Annotated in this window: 21 protein-coding genes; all 21 read right to left on the bottom strand. The window is 46.2% G+C overall.

From position 1 onward, the window contains the following. Window positions 1–16: 16 nt before the first annotated feature. The 21 genes from AB8S08_RS02510 to AB8S08_RS02410 all read right to left on the bottom strand — a co-directional run bounded on the left by AB8S08_RS02510 (window position 17) and on the right by AB8S08_RS02410 (window position 26,496). Entirely contained in the window at window positions 17–1,174 is a 1,158-nt protein-coding gene (locus AB8S08_RS02510) for an NAD-dependent epimerase/dehydratase family protein (RefSeq protein WP_369743391.1), read from the bottom strand. A gap of 21 nt (window positions 1,175–1,195) precedes the next feature. Then, on the bottom strand, window positions 1,196–2,239 hold the full coding sequence (locus AB8S08_RS02505; RefSeq protein WP_313933106.1) for a polysaccharide biosynthesis protein: 1,044 nt from the start codon (window positions 2,237–2,239) through the stop codon (window positions 1,196–1,198). 4 nt (window positions 2,240–2,243) lie between these two features. Then, the gene (locus tag AB8S08_RS02500) at window positions 2,244–3,191 is read right to left on the bottom strand and encodes an SDR family NAD(P)-dependent oxidoreductase (RefSeq protein ID WP_369743389.1); all 948 of its coding nucleotides are present in this window, start codon (window positions 3,189–3,191) and stop codon (window positions 2,244–2,246) included. A gap of 43 nt (window positions 3,192–3,234) precedes the next feature. After that, window positions 3,235–4,722 (bottom strand): oligosaccharide flippase family protein, encoded by a 1,488-nt coding sequence (locus AB8S08_RS02495; protein ID WP_369743387.1) that lies wholly within the window; start codon window positions 4,720–4,722, stop codon window positions 3,235–3,237. A gap of 36 nt (window positions 4,723–4,758) precedes the next feature. Then, window positions 4,759–6,036, bottom strand: a complete 1,278-nt coding sequence (locus tag AB8S08_RS02490) for a glycosyltransferase (RefSeq protein ID WP_369743385.1) — start codon at window positions 6,034–6,036, stop codon at window positions 4,759–4,761. 14 nt (window positions 6,037–6,050) lie between these two features. Continuing rightward, entirely contained in the window at window positions 6,051–7,241 is a 1,191-nt protein-coding gene (locus AB8S08_RS02485) for a glycosyltransferase (protein ID WP_369743384.1), read from the bottom strand. Further along, window positions 7,241–8,158, bottom strand: a complete 918-nt coding sequence (locus AB8S08_RS02480) for a hypothetical protein (RefSeq protein WP_369743383.1) — start codon at window positions 8,156–8,158, stop codon at window positions 7,241–7,243. Before AB8S08_RS02480 ends, AB8S08_RS02485 begins: the two co-directional genes overlap by 1 nt. Continuing rightward, window positions 8,159–9,442, bottom strand: coding sequence for a glycosyltransferase family 4 protein (locus tag AB8S08_RS02475; protein WP_369743381.1), 1,284 nt, complete (start codon window positions 9,440–9,442; stop codon window positions 8,159–8,161). It abuts the gene before it with no gap. Continuing rightward, window positions 9,439–10,623, bottom strand: a complete 1,185-nt coding sequence (locus tag AB8S08_RS02470; RefSeq protein WP_369743380.1) for a glycosyltransferase — start codon at window positions 10,621–10,623, stop codon at window positions 9,439–9,441. Before AB8S08_RS02470 ends, AB8S08_RS02475 begins: the two co-directional genes overlap by 4 nt. After that, the gene (locus AB8S08_RS02465; protein ID WP_369743378.1) at window positions 10,620–11,771 is read right to left on the bottom strand and encodes a hypothetical protein; all 1,152 of its coding nucleotides are present in this window, start codon (window positions 11,769–11,771) and stop codon (window positions 10,620–10,622) included. Before AB8S08_RS02465 ends, AB8S08_RS02470 begins: the two co-directional genes overlap by 4 nt. A gap of 81 nt (window positions 11,772–11,852) precedes the next feature. Beyond that, a complete protein-coding gene (locus AB8S08_RS02460) occupies window positions 11,853–13,130 on the bottom strand; it encodes a nucleotide sugar dehydrogenase (protein ID WP_369743377.1) in 1,278 nt (425 codons plus the stop codon). Then, window positions 13,131–15,317, bottom strand: a complete 2,187-nt coding sequence (locus AB8S08_RS02455) for a polysaccharide biosynthesis tyrosine autokinase (protein WP_369743375.1) — start codon at window positions 15,315–15,317, stop codon at window positions 13,131–13,133. 21 nt (window positions 15,318–15,338) lie between these two features. Continuing rightward, window positions 15,339–15,794, bottom strand: a complete 456-nt coding sequence (locus tag AB8S08_RS02450) for a low molecular weight protein-tyrosine-phosphatase (protein ID WP_153826831.1) — start codon at window positions 15,792–15,794, stop codon at window positions 15,339–15,341. Window positions 15,795–15,806: 12 nt separating this feature from the next. Beyond that, a complete protein-coding gene (locus tag AB8S08_RS02445) occupies window positions 15,807–16,961 on the bottom strand; it encodes a polysaccharide export protein (RefSeq protein ID WP_153826832.1) in 1,155 nt (384 codons plus the stop codon). A 127-nt stretch (window positions 16,962–17,088) separates the two neighbouring features. Beyond that, a complete protein-coding gene (locus tag AB8S08_RS02440) occupies window positions 17,089–19,239 on the bottom strand; it encodes a YjbH domain-containing protein (protein ID WP_369743373.1) in 2,151 nt (716 codons plus the stop codon). Beyond that, window positions 19,226–21,106 (bottom strand): YjbF family lipoprotein, encoded by a 1,881-nt coding sequence (locus AB8S08_RS02435; protein ID WP_369743371.1) that lies wholly within the window; start codon window positions 21,104–21,106, stop codon window positions 19,226–19,228. The genes AB8S08_RS02440 and AB8S08_RS02435 overlap by 14 nt, the downstream gene beginning before the upstream one ends. Before the next feature lie 67 nt (window positions 21,107–21,173). Next, the gene (locus tag AB8S08_RS02430) at window positions 21,174–21,509 is read right to left on the bottom strand and encodes a hypothetical protein (protein WP_369743370.1); all 336 of its coding nucleotides are present in this window, start codon (window positions 21,507–21,509) and stop codon (window positions 21,174–21,176) included. A gap of 540 nt (window positions 21,510–22,049) precedes the next feature. Next, window positions 22,050–22,550: a transcription/translation regulatory transformer protein RfaH gene (gene rfaH / locus AB8S08_RS02425; RefSeq protein WP_313933453.1), complete on the bottom strand. Its 501-nt coding sequence runs from the start codon at window positions 22,548–22,550 to the stop codon at window positions 22,050–22,052. An 87-nt stretch (window positions 22,551–22,637) separates the two neighbouring features. Further along, a complete protein-coding gene (gene pgi / locus AB8S08_RS02420; protein WP_369743369.1) occupies window positions 22,638–24,134 on the bottom strand; it encodes a glucose-6-phosphate isomerase in 1,497 nt (498 codons plus the stop codon). Between the two features lie 106 nt (window positions 24,135–24,240). Next, complete coding sequence (locus tag AB8S08_RS02415) at window positions 24,241–25,407, bottom strand: nucleotide sugar dehydrogenase (protein ID WP_369743367.1); 1,167 nt, start codon at window positions 25,405–25,407, stop codon at window positions 24,241–24,243. A gap of 270 nt (window positions 25,408–25,677) precedes the next feature. Continuing rightward, window positions 25,678–26,496, bottom strand: coding sequence for a mechanosensitive ion channel domain-containing protein (locus AB8S08_RS02410; protein WP_369743366.1), 819 nt, complete (start codon window positions 26,494–26,496; stop codon window positions 25,678–25,680). Window positions 26,497–26,507: the final 11 nt, after the last annotated feature.

The following is a 26,507-nucleotide window of genomic DNA, read 5'->3' as shown; positions in this document are numbered from 1 at the left end:
GCTCTTATTTAAACGTTTATTCTGGTTTTACGACAGGACAAGCAAAGGTATCTGGGTTTTCACGATCAAAGATTTCGTTCGCCCAAAGCATAACGACCATTTCATCGCTACCCACGTTGGTTATGTCGTGGCTCCAGCCTGGTACTGTTTCTACTATTTCTGGGGTTTCGCCATCGGTGAATAACTCATAGAACTCACCAGTCACCATATGTTTGAATTTGAAGCAGGCTTTTCCTTTTATCACCAAAAACTTTTCTGTTTTGGTGTGGTGGTAATGTCCACCTCGGGTAATACCTGGGTGTGCGGTGAAATATGAAAATTGGCCGGCATCAGGCGTTTTTAACATTTCAACAAACACGCCACGCTCGTCACCGTATTTAGGCACCGTATAGGTGAATTTATCGGTGGGTAGATAACTCACATACGTTGAATAAAGCTTGCGAATAAAACCTGTCCCAACGCGCTCAGAAATTAACGTCTGACGGCTTTCTTTGAAGTAGTTCAGTTGCTTTGCAATTTGTCCAACGGTTTTGGTGTATACAGGGCCTGCTAGCGCAAAGCCTGAGGTTGGTGTCATTTCATTTGCTTGCAAAGCTATGAGAGCTTCGTTAAGTCGAGCAAACATCATACTGACAACATCATCAACATAAACAAGCTGTACTTCAGCATCTTCGTTATGTATCTCAATAGGGATGTCACGAATGATGTTATGGCAAAAAGTCGCTACCATGGAGTTATAGTTAGGCTTACACCATTTACCAAAAACGTTTGCTAACCGATAGATATAAACCGGATTTTCTGTGGTATCCGAAAGTTTTAATAGAATGTCTTCTGCAGCTTTTTTGCTTTGCCCGTAAGGATTATCACGCTCTGCTTGAATAGACGAACTATAAACAATAGGTATGAAGCGTTGCTGCGATTGCACCACATTAAATACAGCATTTGCTAATGCTTGGGTTAAATCAGCATTCCCTTGGATAAATTCATCGTTGTGCTGCGGTCGGTTAATTCCAGCTAGGTGAATAATACCATCAACATTACTAACTAACTCCGGTAGCTCGCTCACGTGATTATCACGCGTGAAGGTCACTACTTCAATATCTGGCATCTCACTCAAATGCACGACAAAGTTTTTACCAACAAAGCCGCTAGCACCGGTTACCAATAACTTCATGGTTGGGTCCTTGTAACCTAATTAACCTTCAGGATGAATGTATTCGCCTGCTGCAAAAGCACGCATAAAGTCGAGTTTAAGCAAGAGTTGTTTCATCCCTGCTACATCTAAACGATCAGTGTTATGCGAATTATAATCTTCTACTTCGGCAATTTTGCTGTCGCCTTCTTCAACGAATTTTGCATAGTTCAGATCGCGTAAATCTGGCGGCACGCGATAGTAGTCACCCATATCTTCAGCACAGACCATCTCTTCACGCGATAATAAGGCTTCGTAGAGCTTCTCACCATGGCGGGTCCCCATGATTTGCATAGGGTGCTCTTGCTTGTTAATGAGCTCTAAAATGGCTTTTGCTAACACTTCAATGGTTGCAGCCGGTGCTTTTTGCACAAAGATATCGCCATTTTGGCCATGCTCAAATGCATACAAAACTAAATCGACTGCATCATCAAGCGTCATCATAAATCGGGTCATGCTAGGGTCTGTGATAGTAATGGGTTTACCAGCACGAATTTGGTCTACAAACAATGGTATAACCGACCCTCGCGATGCCATCACGTTACCGTAGCGGGTACCGCAAATCACGGTTTTATTGGCATCCACGTTACGCGACTTAGCCACCATGACTTTTTCCATCATGGCCTTAGAAATACCCATTGCATTAATGGGGTACACGGCTTTATCGGTACTTAAACAAACGACTCGTTTCACTTCGTTTTGAATAGCGGCTTCAAGCACGTTTTCTGTGCCTAACACGTTTGTTTTCACCGCTTCCATCGGGTGAAACTCACATGAGGGCACTTGTTTCAAAGCCGCAGCATGATAAATAAAATCAACACCGCGTGTAGCATTCAAAACACTTTGATAATCACGTACATCACCAATATAAAATTTTAGCTTGGGGTGATTGTACGCTTTACGCATATCATCTTGCTTTTTCTCGTCACGGCTGAAAATACGGATTTCAGCAAGTTCGCTTTTTAAAAAGCGTTTTAAAACAGCATTACCAAATGAACCCGTACCACCAGTAATTAAAAGTGTTTTTCCTGCAAAAACAGACGTCATTTTCCTATCCTTTCGAATTTTTGAATTCTTTTTGTGCCCATTCAACATATTCAGGTAAACCCGCATCTATCGTTTTGCTTGGGTTATAACCAAATGATGACTGGGCAGCACTAATATTTGCTAAGCTGTGTAAAACATCACCCATTCGTGTAGGCCCAAACTCTATATTTACTGGCTTGGGTAAGTACTGATTAATTCGCTGGGCTAAGTCTAGAATCTCAATTTGTGTGCCGCTGGCTATATTGAATGCACCTGAGACGCCACGATTTCTTGCAGCCGCTATATTTGCCTGAACCACATCAGCAACATGTACAAAGTCGCGGGTTTGTTTGCCGTCGCCAAAAATAATAATAGGCTGCTCTTGTAACGCTCTAAATACAAAAATGGGGATAACATTTCCATATGCATCAAAACGTTGGTTCGGCCCGTACACATTAAAGTAACGAAGGCAAATTGCCTCAAAGCCATAGGTATTCGCAAACGCTAATGTTTGCTTTTCCGTATAAAGCTTCGACACACCGTACGGCGTTAAAGGCTCAATGGGGTGACCTTCATCAATAGGTATGGTTTTTAGTTCGCCATAGATACCCGCTGAAGATGAAGATACCACTTTCTCCACGCCAAGATCTCGAGCTGCTTCTAGCACGCGTAAGGTGCCATTTACATTAATATCACTATCTATTTCTGGATGATCAATTGAACGTTTGTTTCCTACTGATGCAGCTAAATGAAAAACAGTGTCGGCACCTTTCATAGCGGCTCGCACCGCGGCCTCATCTCGGATATCCCCCTGAACGAAGCGTATATCCTTTGCTTGAACGAGTTCCGCAATATTTTGTTCATGACCTGAACTAAGGTCGTCTAAAACCGTTACTTCGGCACCTTGCTCAAGTAGGGTTTTTACAATATTTGAGCCGATAAAACCGGCACCACCAGTTACTAACGCTTTCACTTTGTTATCCCTTTCTTCATTTAAATCATCATCTCGCAAAGCACTATTTGCGAATAAAACGTTTGATTAGCTGCCGTTCTTCACTATTTAGCAGCATACTGTAGGTCATGAATACATAAATAATCGTATAAATAATGACTGCAGTGGCGAAGCTAAGCCAAGTCAATGTGAATTTATCAACAACCCACAGCGCGAAACCGACAAGCATCATATTTACCGGCAATGTTGCACCGTAAACACCTGCCAAGTACCGAGCAAAACTTACCCCAACCTTGAGCTGCAACACGCTACCTAAGATGATATATCCAACCAGCAACGCGAATCCGGTACCAATAGCTGCGCCAACAACACCATAATGAGGTAAAAGTACGAGTGTAATAACAATGTTAACGATAGCCATAATGACTATGGTCATTGAGCGGTACCAATAAATTTCCTTTACCTGCAAAACAATATTCCGTGAATTACCAATCAACTCGAGCGAGAAAGGCAAGAGCACGAGCAGCAACACGTAGTAGGATTGTGCAAAATCATCATTTAGCCAAAGCGTTAAAAACTGTTGTCCAAATACGACAACGCCGCCAATCACCAAATAAATGAACAATGCCTGAATGCGAGAAATACGCACCATGAGTTGCAAAATTTTGTCGGCCGAGATACCGCTGTCAATACGCCGGATAATATCAGGAGTTAAAACGCGTGTGATTACTATGGTTAGCGACATAATGTATTTGTTAAACATCACACCAATGGCATAGATCGAAACAGCAGCCGCACCTACCATAGAACCAATTAATACATGATCAATTCGATGAAATAACTGCTCGAACATAGCGACGACAAAAATGGGTGCCCCGTATAATAGTATGCGTTTTAGTTCAGGCCATTCAGGTAAACGAAGGTGCACCCGATACTTTAGTACCAGAGCTACATAACCAAGCCTAACCAGTGCCGTCATGACTTTAAACGCACACATGCTCCAAGCTATTTCAACTAGCCCATAATCACTAATTAATAGCAGCCAAATGACAACTAATGAAAGTAACGACGTAAATATTTCTAGTGTACGGAGAAAAACAAATCGCTCTTCTGCATAGATTAAGGAGGACAGTGGGTTGCTTGCAATCATAATGGCAGCACCAATACCCACTATCTTGAACATTTTTTCTAAAACTTCGATATTAGCAGGCGACAACCCTTCAGCGAAAATAGCTGTGAACGACTCAGTAAGCAGCCAAATAATACAAATAACGAATAAACCAATAGTCAGATATGACAACAGCATACGCGCTAAAAATTTAGCTGTTTCCTCCTTGTTACCACGGTTTTTTACAAAAAAACGTAGCAAACTATCGTTCATACCGAGGTCTAACAGGTTTATAAATGCCACAAATGCAGTTGCAAGAGTAAGAATACCATAGCTATCAGTCCCAAGTTCCTTTACGAGGATCGGCGTAAAAACAAGGGCGGTAACAATACCCACAACAATGGCAACATAACCAAGTACTGCACCTTTAGCTTTTTGTGACATATATTTTTAGGCTACCAAACTTCAATAAATTTGAGTTTACGACAGGCGTTGAATAAACTGTTTGAGTGGTTTTGCATATTGCGCCACATCAAAGTATTTAATCGCAACTTGGTATGCTTGCTCTTTTTGCGCGTAATATTGGCTTTCACTTAACGACATGGCGTGCATTAGGCTTGCTTCAATATCTGCAACCTCAGTGCTCGGTATCACAATGCCAGTTTTTGCATGATGAAATTGCCCGAGATCGGTGGTTATATTTGTAATGACAGGGCAACCAAAGGCAACACTTTCGACGTATTTGGTTGGGAATCCAAAGGTGCTGACACGGTTTATTTCTCGAATAAAAATTGTGTAGTGCGCTTGTTCTAATAACTTAGTTACATCGGCATGAGGTATCTGCCCATGGCACACTAAGCCAGCAGTGGTCAATGTTTGTTGATCCCAAACGCCCGACTCTGGCGACTGCCTCATGTAATTAATGAGATCGACTTCATTCATACCAACAACATGCAACTCAAGCGCAGGTTGTCTTCTATCTAATCCATCAGAAATCTGCTGAGAATTAAGTTGCTTAACTGCCGTTGCTATTTTATCGAGCCTATCTTTTTTACCGGGTGTGCCTGCATAGACGAGTCGGATTGGACCATCACCTTTCACTAAGGCCACATTGTCTGAATCAAAAGGGCCCAGTGTTTCAGTTGTTGACTTGGGTAAAATGCTCAAAGTAGGCGGCACACGAACGGTCGGTACTTTCCTGCCATCGTAATAGTCTTGTAGTGCACGACTAATACAGATAACCCCGTCTGTTTTCGGAATTAAATACCGCATGGCGAACTCGGTATTCATCAGATATGGCGATGTAATAAAGCCTAACCAAGACTCCGCAGCATACCATTCGACAGCATCAAAAATTATCTTAATGCCGCGCTTTTTAGCCCAGCGAGTAAACGAAAGTAAGTACGGGCTATATCCACTATAGATAATGATTGCTTTTGGCCACTCGGACTGTTGCTCAAACCAACTTCGCGATCGTCGTCCCATCGTAAAATACCGAGCAAACCGTAGCCATTTTGGTAAATGCTCAGCCGATCGTTCATTCACCTGAACCGATTCAATACCTGGCTCTACTGCAACAGACTCGCCTTCTGCTCGATTCGCCGAAAGGTAACCTGAAACGACCGTAACTCTATACCCTACATCGCACAAGCTTTGTGAGATACCTAAGACGCGTCGTGTTGCCGCGCCGCCTTCAGGAAAATCAATCGGCCCAACGTAAGCCACCCAATCATTTGCAATAGGTTTGGTATGATTCATGTCGTGTTCCAGACCTACTTGCTGACATCAAATAAATTGCAAAGCCGCTGCATCTTTGCAGCATCGTCAACAATGACTTGTGAGTAATCACTTTCGGCTAGGGCTTTCCTCAGCTTTGAGTCGATTATAAGTCGTTCAATGGCTGCGCCTATTGCACCTTCTTCGTTCTCACAGATCAATCCCGTTTGTTCATGAATTAATTGCTCATGAATACCCGACACTTCTGCTGCAACTACCGCTTTGCCGAGTACTTTCGCTTCATTTACGATACCGCACAAACCTTCATAATACGATACGACAGCGACAATATCGGCTGCTTTGTAGGCAGGAAAAGGGTTTTCCATACGCCCTAGCAGTACCAAGTGCGAGTCTACATCTAACTCTAGTATCAGTTCTTTTAGCTTATCTCTATCAGGACCGTCACCGATAACAAACCATACAAAATCGTGGCCTTTATCCTTAAGTTGCTTACAAATTCGTGCCATCCGAAATATAGCTTTCGCTTTATCACTTAAACGGCAAACCGTTAGTATCTTCGTTTTTCCACATTCTAGATGAGAATCCATCATTTGATAAGGTGCCGGCCTCTCGTCAGCTAGGGCTTTCATTTCATCTGGACACAACAAATTATAGACTACATGGGCCTTACCGAGAGTGTTTGGTACTGCATCCACAAGTGACTGCTTGGCGGTTTCAGACACGCAGATATACCAATCAATTTCGGAATCAGCAGCTCGAATACTTTGGGCGATTTCCCCAGACTTATCTATACCTTTTAGGTCATTGCGTATCCATAAGGCTCGAATTTTCGCATTGACGCCTTTCCGAATAAAGTTTGTCGACATGCCTGTTAACAGTGCTGCGGCAACGTCGAAATGCTGATTCTTGAATAGGTGCTCTCGGTATTTTTGAACTATACGTTGCCAAATATAATTAATTAAATCGGGTATGGCTTTTAGTCTACCAACTCCTTTTGCAGCAAAAAATATTTGGCCCGCAACTTTGCTTCTTAAGTGCACAACCGTTACTTCAGGCGGAATAAGGTGTTCCATATTACCGCCAGGAACAGTCAGTACAAAGGTTACTGTCCACCCTTCAGCGACAAACGCCTTTAACATGCGTAGTGATGACTTTTCGGCACCACCAGTATTGAAAACAGGGTAATGAAAAAGAATACTCTTGCTCTTGTCCGTGCTCGTACTCATTAACGTCTTAAAATCTCTGTTTTAATAAAGCGTGCAACTCGTTTTAGTGGGGTGCCTGAGTATTTATTCGCGAAGCTGCGAATAATCGAAGGACTAAGTTGAGGTAGATCTAATTGAAAGTTTTTGATTTCATCGGCCATGCATTCATTCACAACGTCAGAAGCCTTGGTGTGTATACCTGAGCCATCCATACCAATGTTTTGCACTCGGTTGTGACGAGGGTAAATAGTTACTTTATTATTTAGAACTTGCCAACAACCAAAGCGGATTGACCAAGAGTCAATCCGACCATCAAGCTGCCGTTTAACTCGCGCCACCCTGTCATCGCCTCCTTGGCGTAGCTTTGCTCTTAGCGCTCTGTTCGTCCAGACTTGCAGCAGTGGCTCGTTACTCCAATCAATCGAAGCCCATCGATCGCTCCACGTTGCCCAACCATGGCTACAATTGCGTGGCGCTATATACACATCGTGTTGGTAATTTTTCGGTAACTGAACTATCGGTGAAAAGCCGGAAATAGAACCTATCTCTGCTATCGGTGAATAAAACTCTAGGCAAGCATTCATAAAGGTTAAAAAGTCGGGCGCGACAAGTAAGTCGTCTTCAACCACTATTACTTTGCCGTGTTGCGTGATGACATCGCTTACTCCAGCAATAATAGAATTTGCTAACCCTTTATTTTGCTCTGCTTTGATGACTTTGACCGCCGCGAACTTCCTATTATTCCTAGTCGCGTCAGCCAGCTCTCTAACTTTCTTTATGTTTGCTTTTTGCTCTGGTGTGGCCTGAGCTTTGGGCCCATCGCAATAGATGTACACAGAAGTTTGGGATGCTTCCGTACAACATGCTAAGCGCTCAATGGTTTGTTGCAAATGATCGGGACGATTATAAGCAAATAAAACTACAGGAGCCAAAGTCATCTAGTTATCATTACCTTGTTCAAGGGATTGGCTTGTTATGTTTAGATAGGTATTCACCAAAGCTTCTACATTACGCTCCGGATTGTGAGTAACCATAGCGCGCTCCCTCGCGTGTTTTGAGAGGTGTTGGGCTAATTCATCCGAATCGAAAATACGTTTAATTTTTAGTGCCAACATCGCTGAGTCATCAGCACGATAGAACAAGGCTTCGTGCTCATCGCTTGCCATGGATGGCGTACCGCCTGCAAACGCCGTTACACAAGGCACGCCCATTATCATGGCTTCACCCAGGGTATTCGGGCTATTTTCGATTATCGAGCTCATAACATACGCATGAGATGTAGCCAATTGCTGCGCCATTTCTGCTTCTTGCAGCACCCCCAAAAACTCGACATGTTCGCTTAAATTAAGCTGCTTAATTAATGCGTTTAAATAGGCACCATAGCCAACCATTCGTTTCAGCTTGCTGCCTTTGGTTTGCGGATTCTCACCTGCTATACGCACGACAATATTAGGGTAATGCTGCTTTAACTGAGCCACGGCATGCAACAGCACATGCACCCCTTTTCTGGGTGAACCTGCATTACCCACAAACAAGGTATAGCGTTTGGTATTGTCAAGCTGCCAACGGGTGTTGTAAAAGGTATCGCGCAAAATGCGGCTACTGGCGTGGTAGCTTGCTTGGGGGTTTATGGCATAAGCTTGTGCTTTATCCCAATCGGTTCGGCCCATGAGGTGAGTTGCTGTTTGCATAGCCGCAACTTCATGGTTAAGACGGCTATTAAAACGCCAGAACTTATTAACCATTAATGCTAACGCCGTTAACGCGACATTAGGCCGAAGCGGGCTTAGCATAGCAGCTAAAGGCAAACGCCCTAATTCGTAGTTTTTGTAGCCATTAATTACGCCCTGCATGGATAACAAACGCGCGCCTTGCCATGTTTCTAAAAAGCGCCGTGTATAACGCATTTCGGCGCCTTCGCAATGTAAAATATCGGGGTTAAATTCATTCAATACGGTATCACACGTTTGTTGCTCGACATCGTATTGATCTCTCTTGCTTTGCGGCATCGCGTAGTAAGTTATATTACCCTTTTCTATAACCTGCAATTTTGCTATTGGGCACCGCATGGCTACCGCAATTTTAAACCGCGAGTTTTTTGCTAACTCGCGCGTCATTAGTGTCAGCCACCCGCCAAAGGGGCTTTGTGGTAACCCAAGCTCAGGGGCCACCGCTGGCAAAGGGATATTGGCTGTCCATAATATTTTAATCGGCTTACTCATGCTCGAACCACTAAATTATCCATAAATTGTTGAGTAACATCGCGCCATTTTTCGTAACAAAAAGGTTGTAGCTTACGACAGCGCTCGTGCATTTCCTTGCGCTCATTCGGAGTAAGTATCATGGCTTTCTCTAAGGCTTGATACATAGCTTGGTCAGTAAATTCAGGTGCCAGAAAACCGTTTACCCCATCATCTAAATAATCTGGAATATCACTGGTCGCATTACTAATAATGGGAATACCTAGCGAAGCTGCTTCTACAAACTTTGTCGAGAACCCGACATTGGCAACACGGTTGGGCTTACGGAAAAACACCGCAAAGTCACTCGCTTTTAATAATGCGATCGATTCGGTATGAGGTACACGCCCATGAAACTCTACAGCCGTTGAAATTCGCTCAATCAGGTTTTGCTGATTTGGCACTTCAGCTAAGTATTGCTGCTGGGTTAGCCCCACAATATTGAGTTTAAATTTGTGCCCTTTCGTATACAACTCACCAAAGGCTTTTAACATACTGGGCAGCCGATCTTTATGCATTCCTAGACCCGGGCTGCCGGAGTATGTGAAGGTCGTATATTTATTTTGCGGAATAGCCCCAAGCTGCCAGCGCTGCTCCGCAGGGTCGACAACAAAGGGCAATTTCAACACGTGTTGGCCGGGCAAAAAGCGCTCAAGAAAATACGATGCAACGATAACGTTACCCGCTTGCTTGGTTAAAAAACGCATTTTTATTTGTACGCCAAGCAACCTATATAAGTTTCGGAACATGCTGGTACCTTCCCATCCATACCATTCGGTGCAATCGAGAATCGATGCAGCACCTAACTCACGACACAGCTGGTTGACCTTGTGCGTACCCCGTGCCGGATAATTATAGGTCATAATCGCCTTAATAGACTCCCTACCAACACGCTCAACAAAGGCGCGTATTGGCGCATCTGATGCCACATACGAAGGGCCGCTATAGTTGGGGGTGGGTTGGGCGATGTTAATGCATTCAATCGGCTCTAAGTCGCCCGACTGCCAAGTAAGGCTAGATAGTTCTGGGTTTGGCAATTTACCCAGAACATAAACTTTGTAACCCAGCTGTTGCAGGAGTCTGGCGTTGCCAAGGGCGCGAACCGCTGAGGCATTTCTATCTGGTAACTGGAAGCCACCGCATATAAGAATCTTTTTCTTCATTCAATATTTTTTATTCTAGGCATCGTATTATAAGTGAGAAGCGCTATAGATACTGGTAGGAAAAGAAATAGAGCCATTCCTTGGGAGGCCACGAAATTATTCATAAAGGTCACCGCAGCCATACACACTAAAGAAGCTAAAACTAAACCGTTTGTTCTCATTGATGTTCCTAAATACCGAATCGGGATATAGATCACCAAATAAACAAAGATAACACCAAAGAAGATGCCCAATCGAGCAAAAGTGTCCAAAATTTCCGAATGCTTGCCAATATCACGGTTACTCCAAACCCCTAAAATAGGGTGTTCTAAGAAGATTTTCGCGCTTCTTTCCCATCGTACAATTCGATCGCTTGCTGTACCTTGCGCTTCCCCCTGTTCTAGAGTTTCAAGTACATCTCGAATCTTAATAAAGTAATTAGTCCCTTGGGTCAATGGCTGAATGGCTGTCAGACTTGTCTGTAATACGGGTTTATAGCCAATCAGCAGAAGTGCTGCCAAGAAAGTAGCTAAAAGCGCTCTAGCAAGAGTTACCTTTGCAAGAATCACCAACGTTCCCAGCGTTGCAATCAGTGTTAACACGGCAATGGTAAAGCCTGAACTAAGAACCAAAGTAACGGCCAGCACAAGGTTCGCAGCTATCAATAGCTTTTGCCACCATTTTATGGTCATCTGATTACTGTACTTAAATAACATCAATAACGCAGGCACCATGATGACTGTGCTGTAAGCTAACCCGTAACCACCCACTCCTTCTTGTGCAATTTGCATTGCTGTATCACCGGAGCGAACGGCAAGTCGCATGGCATGGCCATTAACAAACCAGAGCGTATAAATGGTTTTTATGTAGGTGATGGGTAAGGTGAGCAACACCCACCAAAACACAGGGCGTAGTGATTCTACGTTATTTCGCCGACTTTCTATGACATATAAAAAATAAAAGGCAATAAATAACTGAAAGTTCTGAATCAGGCCCGCCCCACCGTACTGCAAGTAATCAATAACAGCGATGTAAACAATATATACTGTCGCAATCAGTGCGGGTACAGAAGGCCTTAACAACAGGTTATTGGGGCGTAATAACTCTAAAAAAAACCAACCTGCAACCGCCAGTACGGCCAAAGCCCTGAACAGCGTTCCGTAGGCCATAGCCGGTGAGGTTACCCACAACGCAACGTAGGCTATGGCGAGATTTTGTAGCGAGCTAATGGATATTCGCATTACGTACGGTTATAACCCATTGACTGCGTTGGCCGTTGGCACAATATTCTTCAGGTCGTACACGATACCATTTTCGCCGACTAAACGGTTAAAACCAAGCCGAGCGGCGTGAACAAATTCACGATGAGCTACTGCTACAACTGCAGCATCGTAATCGGCGCTATCTGGCAGGCTTGGAAGCAGTTGCACACCTAGCTCATGCTGTGCTTCTTCGTTATCTGCCCAAGGGTCGTAAATATCAACCAGTGCGCCGTAAGATTGGAGCTCGTGAACTAAATCAATCACTTTGGTGTTGCGAATATCTGGGCAATTTTCTTTAAAGGTCACGCCAAGCATTAGTATGCGCCCATTTCTTACCGGCTTTTCGGCTAACAGCATTCTCTTCACAATATCGGCCGCAACGTACTTGCTCATATTGTCGTTTATGCGACGGCCCGCAAGAATCATCTCTGGATGAAACCCAATGGATTGCGCCTTATGGGTTAAATAATAGGGATCCACGCCGATACAATGGCCACCTACAAGGCCTGGCTTGAAGGGTAAGAAGTTCCATTTAGTCGCCGCTGCCGCTAATACTTCATGGGTGTTGATGCCCATCTGATTAAACAGCATGGCTAATTCATTGATCAGCGCGATATTCACGTCACGCTGGGTATTCTCAATCACTTTTGCCGCTTCTGCAACGCGGATGCTGCTCGCTTTATGAGTGCCTGCGGTAATGATGGAGGCATACAAACTATCCACAAAGTCAGCAACCGCTGGTGTTGAACCCGATGTTACTTTTAAAATAGTTGTTACTCGGTGTTCTTTATCGCCTGGGTTGATGCGCTCAGGGCTATAGCCGGCATAAAAATCTTGATTGAACGTTAACCCCGATACCCGCTCAAGTACGGGCACGCAATCTTCTTCGGTTGCACCAGGGTAAACTGTCGATTCATAAATAACGATATCGCCTTTCTTTAAGTACTTACCAATAGTTTCACTGGCTTTATACAGCGGGGTTAAGTCGGGCTGCTTGTGCTTATTAATTGGCGTTGGCACCGTGACAATGTAGACATTGGCCTCGGCTAAATCATCAAAGTTTGCGCTAAAGGTTATTTGTGTCGCCTCGGCAAGTTCTACGGCGTCCACTTCTTGGGTTCGATCATAACCTTGCTTAAGTTCGTTAATCCTAGCCTGATTTATATCAAAACCAAGAGTTGGGTATTTCTTCGCAAACTCAACCGCTAGCGGTAAACCCACATAGCCAAGACCAATAATCGCCAACTTTACATTAGACAACTGCACTTAAGACTTCTCCGACTTATAACTATATCCATATTGGTAGCCGTAGCTATACCCATAACCGTAATAGGCGCTTGCCTTACGTTCAACGCTATTTAGGATAATGCCTTTTACATCCACCCCGTTCTGCGCTAACCGCTGTACGGTTGTGGTTACTTCTTTTACTGGTGTTTCACCAAAACGAGCCACTAGTAAGGTGGTTCCTACGTATCGCCCTACAATAGCAGCATCAGTTACAGCCAACACCGGTGGCGTATCTACAATCACATAATCATATTCATGTTGGCAAAGCTCAAGCAACGCTTGCATCCGATCATGCATTAATAATTCAGAAGGGTTCGGAGCTGCCTCGCCTCGCGGTAAAAAGAACAAATTATCTACGTGTAATTGTTTAATGACGTTCTTAAATTCGCCTATTTGCTTACCCTTATCTGCGAGGAAGTTAGACAAACCATAATCATTACTTGTATTAAAAATGCTATGCATATAACCACGACGAATGTCGGCGTCGATAACTAGTACTTTTTTACCACTTTGCGCTAATACTGCAGCAAGGTTGGCTGTCACGAAGGTTTTACCTACCGCGGGGCTTGGCCCCGTGATCATCAAGATATTATTCTTTGCCTCTAACATCGCAAAATGCAGACTGGTTCGTAGACCTCGTAACGCTTCAATAGCCAAGTCGGTAGGGTCTTCCTTGGCCAGCAAAGGCATATGTTGTGTCTGACGATCTTTACTACGTGCAAATCGTTCAAGCTTTAGATTAAAACTTCTTTGTGCATCGGAGAGAGGGACGGATGCATACACATTCAACCCTTCTTCTTCTAACTGCTCAGGTCGCTCTATCCCTTTATTAAGAAGCGCCCGCACCAACACCCAAGTAATACTACCGAAGGCACCAAGTAAGAATGCAACAACAATAATAATAGATTTTTGCGGTGCTACTGGACCAAAGGTTGCTTGTGCCGCATCGAGTATACGTACGTTTCCAACAGTACTGGCTTTGGCGATATTAAGTTCCTGCATGCGATTAAGCAGTTGTAAATAGATTTGCTGAGATACTTCTACATCTCGCATCAGCCGTAAAATCTTCTGCTGTGTTTCTGGCAGACCTTGCACGCGCTCAGATAAGCTTCCTCGTTCTTCTAAGACACGAGTTTTCTGTTCAAGTAAGGCTTGGTAACTAGGATGTTCTTTAGTGAATAACCGCGAAATTTCACTCTCCTGAGCTTCTAGCTCATTCACCACTTTATCTAGCTCGACAATGCGTTCAAGCAAACTTTGGGTTTCCGTTTGAAGATCTATCGATTCGGCACTTATACGGTAGCTATTAAGAGCCGCTTCAGCACTGTCTAAAGTAGCCTTAACTTCTGGCATTTGCTCTTGCAAAAATTTCAAGCTGTTTTGTGCTTCGGCTGCGCTTCGACGAATATTCTGTAATTGATACTCTTCTATCACTGCGTTCAACGTACGTTCCGCGCTCTGCCGATCTGGATTCTGTAGTGACACTTCAAGAATGCCTGTCCGAGTACCCATTTCAATGACTCGTAAACTATTTGCTAGGCGATTAATCGCAGTAGCTGCTCGCGTTTTCACTACTTTAAATTCTTCGGTATTATTGGCTTCTAAGCTAGTGACATACACTTTGAAGCCATTTTGTTCGAGCAATTGGTTTGTTTTACCAGACACTAATAACTCATCAAATTGATAAATCTCAAAGCTATTTGCGCCGGTCACGACTAAATCGTAGGTTCCTGGTGATGGCGGATTAAACGTTTCAAACACGATGCTATCTGGTTTACCACTGCGACGCGCTAGCCATTCACCAATAAAAGGCATGTATTGAGGTTGAACGTTAATATTCAAACCTAATCTTTCAACTACTGGGCCTGCAACCATTCTCGATCTTAAAATAAAAGCTTCCGCCTCGGTTTCATTGGTTCCCCGAAACATCGCAGCCATATCTAAGCCAGGGATAGATGATTGCTTTTTCTCAATCTGAATTAATGCATCGGCACGATAAATTGGAGTAGATAAAGTCGCAACCAAATAACCAACGAGTGTGGAAATAACAATAGCAGCAATTAGTAGCTTCTTATTATCAATGATGATCCCAATAAAACGCCCAATATCAATGGCGTCATCTGTTACTTTGTTGATCGGTTGCGAGCTGGTTTTCGTCGTTGTCATTATTTGCCCTAGAACATCTTATTAATTAAGTTTATTTACCCAACTATCTACAGCTGCTTCCAGTAACTCGTAGACAAATATAAAGGCCTCATCGCTTTTACGGTAAGGATCGGGAATGTCTTTTGCTTCATGTTTGGCACCCAGCCAGTTACCTAGCAGTAGAGTTTTACCTCGTGCTTCTGGATACATGCGCGCTAGCTGCTCCCTGTGCCCTTGTTCCATGACTAACACTAAGTCTGCCCATTTAACCAAATCATTTGAAATCTGTGTTGCCACATGGTCTTCAATCATCAGGCCGTGCTGGGCAGCTATTGATTTAGCTTGCGCATCTATTCCGTTGCCAGCTAAGCCACTTTTTTCAGTAGCTAAGCCAGCTGAACGAACGTGTTTGTGTGGTAACCTAGCTCGTAGCATATGCTCTGCAGTGGGGCTACGGCAAATATTTCCTACACATACGACTAGAATTTTATCAAACATTTACCTTACCTATTAGCGAGTTAACTCACTATTAGCTCGACCAACCGAGTACAAGCCACTAACTGTAGGTAACAGTTGACTCAACACACGGTTCCACCGTGCGACAGGAGCCGCTGTGACATAGACAATATCACGTTCTTGGAGTGTAAACTGTTCTGCCATGATTAAAGCAACTGCGTTTTTTGCGTTAAGTTGGTACACATCGGCAATCAAACCGCTATCGGCATCTGCTTGTCGGAGTACAAAGATACCTGAAGCATTAGCGCTTTGTTCATCAAAACCACCTGCTTCAGTGAGAGCTTCAGCGAGTGTCATGCCACGACGCCCCATCACAAAGCTTTGTGGGCGAACCACTTCACCAAGAACAAAGACTTTACTGTTTTCATTCCGCTCAACGTGCAACACATCATCCGTACGCAGTACTAGATTCTGAGAGGTATCGCCATAGCGATAGAGATCACGCAAGCTGAACACCATATCTCGACCATCTCGAGTTACGGTTACCCCTGCCCAATCAGCGCTGGCACTTAAGCCACCAACTCTGTTAATAGCCTCAAGCAGGGTTAAAGGTACATTGGTGATGGGCAGAGTTCCAGGATTACTCACTTCACCGGTGACATAAACTCGTTGCGAACGAAACGCAGCAATAGTGACATCTACTTGAGGATTTTCAATATATTTTGCTAATCGAGCCGAGATAATCTTTCGAATTTCTGGAATAGTCTTGCCGGCTACTTCAACACGACCAATGTAAGGGTAAAAAATAGTTCCATCATTATGAACCCAGTTTCCGGCTTCTTCTGCACTTCGGTTTGAGCCAGCTGGAATAGTAAGTTCTGGATGATTCCAAACAGTTATACTAAGTACATCACCCTTTCCGATCCTGTAGTCATAATTTTCTAGTTCAGCAGTCAATGAAGTATTAACTTCCACTGCTGGTTTCGTGGCATTCATCTCAGCTATTAACATTGGGGTGATAGCATACCGCCGAACAAGTTTATCTAAATCAGCTTCCTCAAAGGCCTCACTCACATACTCAGTGTTCGCATTTTCATAAAGTCCGTTAGGCACATCCGTTGGAATATGAGAACCAGGTACCATGGTACAGCCTGTAAGGGCAAGAGCTAAACCTGCCGTAAGCGTAAGAGTTGATTTGTTTATTATCATTGTGTACCCACCATGAGTTTTTAGTTCTAAATACTAGTACGTGTGCTTTGATGCACGAACGCCCGTGTTCTAATGCAGTCACTAACTCCGGCTAGGACGCTAAGGACAACCATTTATCTTACTCTCACTACCTGTATAAATGGGGGCGACGTAACATTTGGCCGCCGTCGCGTAGTATCGGCATCCAGCCTAGGCTACCGCGCGCTTTGGTGTTACGCACAAAGAATAAATCGAAGGGGATACTTAAGTAAAACCCTTTGGTAAAACTGCCTTCGCCATACTCTTCGTCACTAACGTTCGTAAACGCGGCAAAGGCACCGGCTATTACGCCGCTATCAAATTCGTGTTGTAGCTCTAAGTGCACGCCTTCGTCTTTGGCTAAGAAGCGTCCGGCCCTGGCAATCAAAGTGGTATTAGGTATATAAGGCGTATCCCAATACACCGAGGCATGGCCGGTGAGTACGTCGTAATCATCAAAGCCAAGATCTTTATATGGGTCGCGCTGCTTCACGTAGTTAACGTCAAAGCCAAAGGCCCAGTTGCTATTCGGTGCTTGTTTTAATACTTCAGCCCCTACCCCACCAAACATCCGCTCTAGGTAGCCGCCGTAGACTTGTCCATAGAGGTTACGGCCTAACTGCTCGGTGTAGCGGGCGCTTAAATGTTCTAGCCACACTTCTTGGTTAATGGCGTATTCCCGGATACGAGTACGTACGCGCGGTAAAGTCGCGCCTTGGCTATCAAGTAAGTAATTAAACTTGTCGTAGCTATTGGCTAAGTTAATGCCCATTTTGCCACTAAGCTGCAGGGCATCGTTAAACTGATAGTTAGCACTGGCTTTTAAGCTAAGCTGATACAGGTAAAAAGATTCAGCGCCGCCAAAACTTTGGTCTAGGTCTGGCTCTATCGACCAACTGAATTTATCTTGCTTAAAGCTCACTTGCTGCTGCGATGGCGTGGCGCTGGTGGTTCTGATGGCATTATCTGTATCAGCTAACATGCGCTCGCCACGATAAGCAGCTTTGTAGGCCTCAGCATTAATTACATGCGTGGCCTTGCCAAGGTTGCCATCGTATTCGGTGATGCGATACTCAGTCAGGCTCTCGGGCATGCTATCGGCTAGGATACGTGCGGCACGGTCGACGGCTTCATCGGTATCACGAAAACGTGTTTGCGTGGCGATGAGTTCGATGCTGTTGGTTTTGTTTGTGGCGTTTGCGTTGGCGTTGACGTTAGCGCTTTCGTTATCGTGAGCACCTGTGCCTTCAGCTAGTTTCCAGCCTGACTCGGTAAGTAGATCGTTGGCAAGCTTCTGATAATCCACCTCATTGATACTCGCAGGAGTGGTGTTATCGCTCTTTGCGATGCGCTTGGCTGGCTCAATTTTTGGCTGATAGGCTTTATTAAAATTGTAATTAAAAGTCACACCAAAGGTGACTGTGTTACCGCGCTCGTAGCCTAATTTAAAGCTAACGTTATCGTTGTAAGCATAATGGGCGCCAAGGTTCCAAGGGGAATCAACGTCAATATCACGCCCAGCGTTATCCAGTTGATAGTCGTTCGGATCGTACTCGGCCATCAGGCTCAGGCCATCTATAGGCGTATAGTATTGCACGCCACCAAAAAGTGCAGCAGGGCCTCGGAACCATTTATCGACTTCAAATTTACCGCCAGAACCGCTCGTTCCTCTGGGGCGCTCACACATGCGGTCAGCTATCTCACAAAACGGGTTACTGATATTATCGCGCCGACCTAAATAGCCCCAACCCATGCCTAGGCTAACATCAAAGCTGCCGAGCTCACTGGTGCTAAAGCGCTTGTTGGCAACTAGATATTCACCAGCGAAGATCCCAGTACCGCCCACGTCTTGCAAGCCTAGCGCTAGTTGCGGCAGGTACTTGCCTTCTTGCAATAGCAAGACTTTGGCATCAAAGCCTTTGTCTTTGAGGGTTTGGTCGCCACTAAAATTGGAATCGCCGCTGTACAGTTGATATCTGATATCAGTGTAACGAGCGGTCGCAGTTAGCCAAGGGAACAGCTGCAAGCTGACGGCGGTACGGCGATATTCATCGGCATCGCTGTAGTTAATGCTTAGCTCGCCATACGGGTTCATCCGTGCGGTTGGCGTTTGTAGTAAACCTACGCCACCAAAGTCACTTTGCGCTAACGGGCCGTCGATGATATCTGCTTGAGCTTGGCTAGCAGTAACTAACGAGGCTAACGCCAAAGTGATGGCAAGTGCGAGCTTGGCAGGCTTAGCGGGCTTAGTGCTTGGCATGAGCTAATTCTGTTGTATCAGGCTGCGTGGTGGTTTTGGTGCTAGCTGTAGCACTGCTAGTAGCACTGTTGGCCGACCAATCCCAATGTTGTAAGAACATGGCCAGTTGATAATTCACGTCTCTGAAGCCTTTCGGTAAATCTTTATCGGCGATGCTATGTAACACCAATGCGCCTGGCTGGTGGGCCAATGCCCGTTGCTCCGCTGTGCTGTTGTAGCTTTGTAGCGGCACCAAACTGATTTGGCCATGAGCATCTGTCACATACACCTGTTCATGGTCGCTTAACTGGGTGGCCAAACCAACCTGTAGGCTGCTAGTTTGCGGGGCGGCGTTCAAGCTTAGCTCGTAACTTGGGATCACGCTGTTACTGACAGCGGCATCGGCTAAGTTCAGCGCTTTGTTTGTTGCTTGGTTAATACGGGCATCACCTAGAGACCAGCCGTGAATGTAGGTAGCACGTAACGGCCAGCTCTGAAATGCTTGGGTTAGCTCAGCGGCTTGCGCAGCAAGTTCCGTTTCGCCATCGGCTTTGTAAGTTTGTTCTAACATACGTAAGCGAACCAACATACCAGCTTTACGACCAGAAAACCATTGGTCTAGCTTAGGGCTGTGTAAACGTGTTAGGGGTGCGTAAGGCACTTGCTCTAACCCTAACCGATGAAACTCAGTCACCACATCGTTGAGGCGCAAGCTACGCGGGTTAGGTTGGCCTGGTTGATTCGGTATCTTGCCAAAGAACAAGCCGTTGAATAGCTGGCTGGTTGGGCTGGCTTCTTGCTGCTGCGTTGTTTCCTGCTGCGTTGTTTCCTGCTGCGTAGTTGCCTGCTGCGTAACATTGATGCGTAACTGACGGTATTGAGTGGGGTCGCTGCCGTCTTGGGTTTTGAGATCTTGAAAGCCTGATTGCGCAGGTAAGGCACTGTAACCCCAATTTTGCGTGGGTCCGCCCACGCCATTAAACGGCTGCACTTCGGTCATTTCAAAATAGCCCAGCTCTGGGCCTAACCATTGTTTGCTTTGTACGACACGACCACTCGCTAGATCACGGTAGAACTCGTTGGTGGCAATGGCCTGCGTGCTTGAGTTGTCGTTCTGGTCTGCTATTGGGTAGAGCTGTTCTTCGGTAACTAGTACGTTCAAGGTAGTGCCATTTGGCATTGCTAAAGATTGCTCACGCTGACTTTTCACCACGCGATAACTCTGGCGCACGGTGACAAAATGAGGCTTATGCTCGGTATGAAACGCCGAGGTTTTACGGAAATCGTAGCTGAGTTGGTTACTTGCTTGCTTACTTATTTGCTTAGCATGGCTAGCTCGCATGCCGGAGCTTGGCGCCTGCGCAAGCCATATGGATTTCACCTTAGCATGCTTTAAATTCTCAAGGCTTTGGACCCGGCCTTGCACGGTTTCAATAATTTCGTTGCTGGTGGTAAACCACTGCAGGCGCTGGGCATATACCGCATCGGGGTTGTGCCCTTGCACTAAATTATCGGCCTCGCCTAGCACCACCAACGAGCGGGGAAAATCACCAAGCTTCATGTAATTGGCAGCGTACGGCAAGGCTTGCGCCTGTGCTGGGGTGAGCGTGATGTCTTCTTTAGCACCGAAAGCGATATCGAGGCTCTCGCGTAAATTTTTACCGAACAGGCTATCTAATAGCGATTCTTGTTCTTGGTTTTGTTGCTGCTGTTGCGATGCGTTGGTGGTTTGGTTAGTTTGGGCCGCTTGGGCTGTTTGCGCACCACTGAGCTGGCTTACACCTTGTAGAGATACAAGTGTAACGCAAGCAATAAAAAAGCCACTGAAACTCAGCGGCTTTTTGTTGTGCTTGTTACTTGGCTTATAAAGCTTAATTTTGAATAACATGCGCGGTGGCTATGTAATTACTGGTTAAGCATTAATATAATCAGCCAAGTTTACTACTAACAACAACTTAGTTAGTTGCAGTAGTGGTAGTAGTTGGAGCTGGAGCTGGATCGTCGTCTGAAGTTGCCACTGCAACAGCAGTGCCAACGACTACTACGACACCACCTATTAATGGGAACGTTAAGCCGCCGAAACTAAAACCACCCGCTGCACTAGCGCCTGCTGCACCAGCACCGGCACCGCCTTGTGCAGCAGCAGCAGCAACGCCTTCTGCAGCAGCAGCACCAGTAGCTGCTGGTCCACCACCAGCGCTGCCAATGCCACCTTTGCCGCCAGACTGGGCGAACGCAGCTGGAGACAGTGCTAATACTGCGGCAGCGATTAAAGCTGTTAATGTTTTCATAATAACTCCTTGGAAATATCCGATTTCGTATTTCTGCTTACAAATACTTAGTTGAAAGCATAGCAATACGTGATTATTTTGCAACCAGTTTTACATGGCTTTGTCGTTAAACTTTTATTGCTCAAGCATTTTTGAGACTTGCAAACACGCTACCGCCCTTAGGTTGCGGTTCCTAAATACCGATAGCGAACTGTTTATTTTTTCTCGGTAGGGTTGCTTGCACTTGGTCTTAAGGTCGGTTTTAAGACTTAATGTTGAAGCTGTTTTAGGAAAGTTAGACCATCACTAGTAGGTAGGTGATTGGTACTTTCCATATACCGGTTCTTATTATTTATTATCTAGTTAGCGTTTTTATCTGGCATCAATGTATGTTTGTTGATGATGGATTTTACGCTGGTAAGGTTGATCGGTTAAATGTTAAACAAAATCGAATAACCCCACAGACCGCACTATTAAAGCACATTAGGAGATCTCCTACAACGTGCATTTAACAATTTTTACACTCGATGAATGTTATATTACAGCGCCAATATGACGCTTTTATGATCGACGAATTTGACTAAATTCGTACTCGGCTTGCACTTCTTTTTGCAACCAATTTAACAGCACAATACAGCGGCTTTCGCCGTCCAAACCAACGATTTGCGCCATAAAGCCTTTGAACGGGCCTTCGGTGATTTCTACCTGCTCACCAATTTGCGGCATGGCAGCGATGGTGGCTTTCTGAATAGTGGAGGATTGGGCGTTAAGCTGCTTCATTTCTTCGATTAATGCGTCAGGAACTGTCGCAGGACGTTCACCAAAGGTTAACAGCTTACTCACCCCAAAGGTGCTGCGCACTTTATGGAACTTGCCCGCGTAATCGTCAAGATCGGCAAACACATAACCGGGAAACAACGGCTCAGTAACCGGGGTGCGCTTGCCACGCCGGATCTTCTGCAAAGTGATCTCAGGTAAAAACGCAACGATGCCCTGATTTTCAAGATTCAGCTTAGCGCGCCCTTCTTGGCGAGGCTTAGTGCGTACAACGTACCAAGTCATGCAAACTCCTTTCGTTCTTGAGGGACTTGCAGACCCAGCTCTGGACCCAGGTCCGGAGCAGGGTCCGAAGGTGGGGCTGCAAGTTCCTCACATGCGGCGGATGATGCTGTCGGTGCTGGCGTCGAAGGTGGTGTCGGCTTGCCCGTCAATCACCTTCAAGATGTCAGTGGCGCAGGTCTTGCCTTTTTCAACGCCGGGCTGATCGAAGCTGTTGAGGCCCCAAATCACGCCTTGGGTAAACACCTTATGCTCGTAAGCGGCAATGATAGCACCAAAGCTATGAGGGGTTAACTCATCCACGTACAGTAAATTGGTTGGATGATTGCCGATGTACGTGTTGCGGGCATCGTCGCTGGTGTGACCTTCCCACATGAGTTTACGATGGGCGAGGCAGTTGCTCACAGCTAACCGTTGTTGCTCCCTCAGTGCTGCTTGTACGGCTGGGCTAAAGCCTGGCGCATGGCGATGTAAGACAGCCAAGAAGTCGGCGGTAAAGGTATCCCAGCCTTGGTGTAGATGCTGGAAGAATGCGTGCTGCCCGTTCGGGCCGTAACCGCCCCAGATGATAGGACCGGTCGGGGTAGTTAGCGGCTGGTTGTCATGGGTGGCTTGCTTGCCGTTACTTTCCATATCCAGCTGTTGCATGTAGCTGGGCAGGTAACGCAGGCGACCGTCGTAAGGCAAAATGGCGACATTGTTGATGTTGCGCTGCTCGCGGTTGTACACGCCAAGTAGCGCCAGCAACACCGGTATATTCTGGGTTGGGTCATCCACTTGGGCAAAATGTTCGTCCATGGCTTTGGCGCCGTCCAGCATTTTGCTGAATTGGTTGGTGCCGATGGTCAGTGCAATCGGCAGGCCAATCGCCGACCACATGCTAAAACGTCCACCTACTGAATCAGCAAAGCTCAGCTGTTGGCTAGGCGGAATGCCAAACTCTGTCATGGCTTGGTTGTTGGCGCTAACGCCAATCACGTGCCGGCTCAGCCATTGGTCTTCGGTTAGGTGCGGCTGCAGCCACTGTTTTACGGTGTTGACGTTGGCCAAGGTGTCGATGGTACCGAAGCTTTTGCTGGCGATAATAAACAATGTGGTTTCAGGGTCGATGATGGGCAGTACTGCGTACAGCTGCCCGCCGTCCATTGAGCTCACAAAATGAGTGTGCAGCGTGTGCAGACTATTGTCGTCGGCGAATTCTTTGAGCGCAAACGAGCCCATCATAGGCCCTAAGTCGGAGCCACCTACGCCGATATTGACCACGTCCGTAATGGGTTTGCCGGTGGCACCCAGCCACTGGCCGCTACGCAGGCTACGGACGATCTCAGTGAAGCGATTCTTACCATTACCGGCTTTCACCACGTTGTGAATGCTGCGGTTGAGCACGTGGCTGACGTTACGGTTCTCGGTTTTGTTCCGGAATTCGCCTTTCATCAGCTGCTGTTTCAGCTTGCTGAAATTGGCCGGCAGTTTGGTCTGGGCGTAGTCGCTGATTTGCTCAGGGGTGAGCCCCTGATAGCTGTAATCGAGGTTCAGAAATTCCGTTTCGACGGTGTAGGTCGTGGTAGTTGGGGTGTTGTTGACCATGGGTGCTCCTTTGTTGAGGAACTTGCGGCCCCACCTCTGGACCCGGCTCCGGAGCCGGGTCCAGAGGTGGGGCCGCAAGTCTCTCTTTTCTCTTATCTAGCTTGGGTTAGTCTGAGCCGAATAGATCACGGGTATAGACGCGATCAGCGACGTCTTGTAGATCGTCGGTGAGTCGGTTCGACACAATCAAGCAGCATGAGTTCTTAAACTCGTTCAAATCATTGATAACTTTTGAATTGTAGAAAGTCGGCTCTTGTAGCACTGGCTCGTACACGATTACTTCAACGCCTTTGGCTTTGAGGCGTTTCATGATGCCCTGCACGGCTGAGGCACGGAAATTATCGGAGCCGGCCTTCATCACTAGACGGTAGATGCCGACGCATTTAGGTTGGCGCTTGAGAATGCTCTCTGCGACAAAGTCTTTACGGGTGCGGTTGGCATCCACAATGGCTTGAATTAAGGTTTGCGGCACGTCTTCGTAGTTGGCCAACAACTGTTTGGTGTCTTTGGGTAGGCAGTAGCCACCGTAACCGAAGCTTGGGTTGTTGTAATGATTGCCAATGCGTGGGTCAAGGCACACGCCGTCAATGATTTGCTTGGCATTTAGTCCGTGCGTTTCGGCGTACGAATCGAGTTCATTAAAGTAGGCAACGCGCATCGCCAAGAAGGTGTTTGCAAATAGTTTGATGGCCTCGGCTTCGGTAGAGTCCGTAAACAGCACCTCGACGTCTTGCTTGATGGCGCCTTGCTTTAATAACGCAGCGAACTGGTTGGCCGCAGCGGTTTGTGCGCCAACGATGATGCGGCTCGGGTGCAAGTTGTCATACAACGCGCGGCCTTCGCGCAGAAACTCGGGCGAGAAGATGATGTTGCTGTCGTTACGCTGCTGCTGTAGTTGCTTGGTGTAGCCCACCGGCACAGTCGATTTGATAACGATGGTGCAGTTTGGATTTACTTGGCGCACGGCATCAATGGCCTTTTCAACGGTGCTGGTGTTGAAATAGTTGGTTTTAGGATCGTAGTCCGTGGGCGTGGCAATAATCACAAAATCGGCATCTTGGTAAGCCTGCACGGTATCTGTGGTGGCGCTCAGCTGCAATGGCTTGGTGGCCAAATACTCTTCGATTTCTTTATCGACAATCGGCGATTGTTTGTTATTAATCAGCGCTACTTTGCTTTCAATGATATCAACGGCAACTACCTGGTTATGTTGCGCCAACAACACGGCGTTCGACAAACCGACATAGCCGGTTCCCGCTACTGCAATTTTCATTGTAACCTCGTCCTTGTTGCGCTGCTTCGACGTTGAGGGGGTGTCTGAGGGGGTGTCGGCCCCAGCTACGGAGCTGGGGCCGATAGTTCCTCTATTCCTCTCGTTCGTTCAGCGAGCAAATAGTAAACTTTGTAAATTTGTTAACACATGGTGGCTATTGTATGGCGCAGGCGCAGCTAGCGCAAGAGGCTTGTGTGGGAGTTTGGCGGACCCGTGAGGGACTTGCGGACCCAGCTCCGTAGCTGGGGCCGCAAGTTCCTCAACACCTAATCACTCGGGCTTGTGAAAATGCACATCCATTTGTGGGTATGGAATGCCGATGCCGTTGTTGTCTAGGGCGAGCTTGATTTCGCGCATTAGATCCCAGTACACGCCCCAGTAGTCGGTGCTTTTCACCCATGGGCGCACGATAAAGTCTACAGATGAGCTGTTTAGTGCATGTACTTGGATGTTCCAAGCGGGGTCTTTCAGCAGACGACTTTCAGCTGCCAGTACGCTTTCTAGCACTTCTTTGGTTTTGTGCAAGTCGGCGTCGTAGCTCACGCCAATCAGCAAGTCTACGCGGCGGGTGTCTTCGCGGCTGTAGTTGGTGATGGGCTGGCTGGTGATTTGTGCGTTTGGCACAAACACCACTTTGTTGTCTGGGGTTTTGAGCACCGTTTGGAAAATATTCACTTCGTTGACGGTACCAGATACACCACCGGCGTCGACGTATTCACCGGCGCGGAATGGACGGAATAAAATAATCAACACGCCCGATGCCATGTTCGATAGCGAGCCTTGCAGCGACAAGCCGATGGCTAAACCGGCGGCACCCAAAATAGCGATGAACGAGGTGGTTTCAACCCCTACTTGCGACAATGCCATTAAAATCGCGGCAATAAAAATCACCGATTTGACGATGGCGCTTAAGAAGCTGATCACCGCTTTGTCGGTGCCGCGCTTCTCCATGCCTTTGCCCATCATTTTTGCGACTGAGTTGGCAATCATTTTACCGACAATCAAAATGATGATGGCGACGATAAATTTCACGGTGTAGCTTAAAATCAGCTCTTGATTCTCGCTAATCCAAGTGACCACTTGATCCATACGTTACTCCT

This window comes from Pseudidiomarina sp. PP-1MA (genome assembly GCF_041200125.1).
Taxonomy (GTDB): Bacteria; Pseudomonadota; Gammaproteobacteria; order Enterobacterales; family Alteromonadaceae; genus Pseudidiomarina; species Pseudidiomarina fusca.
This window is presented reverse-complemented; position numbering and strand designations above follow the sequence as displayed.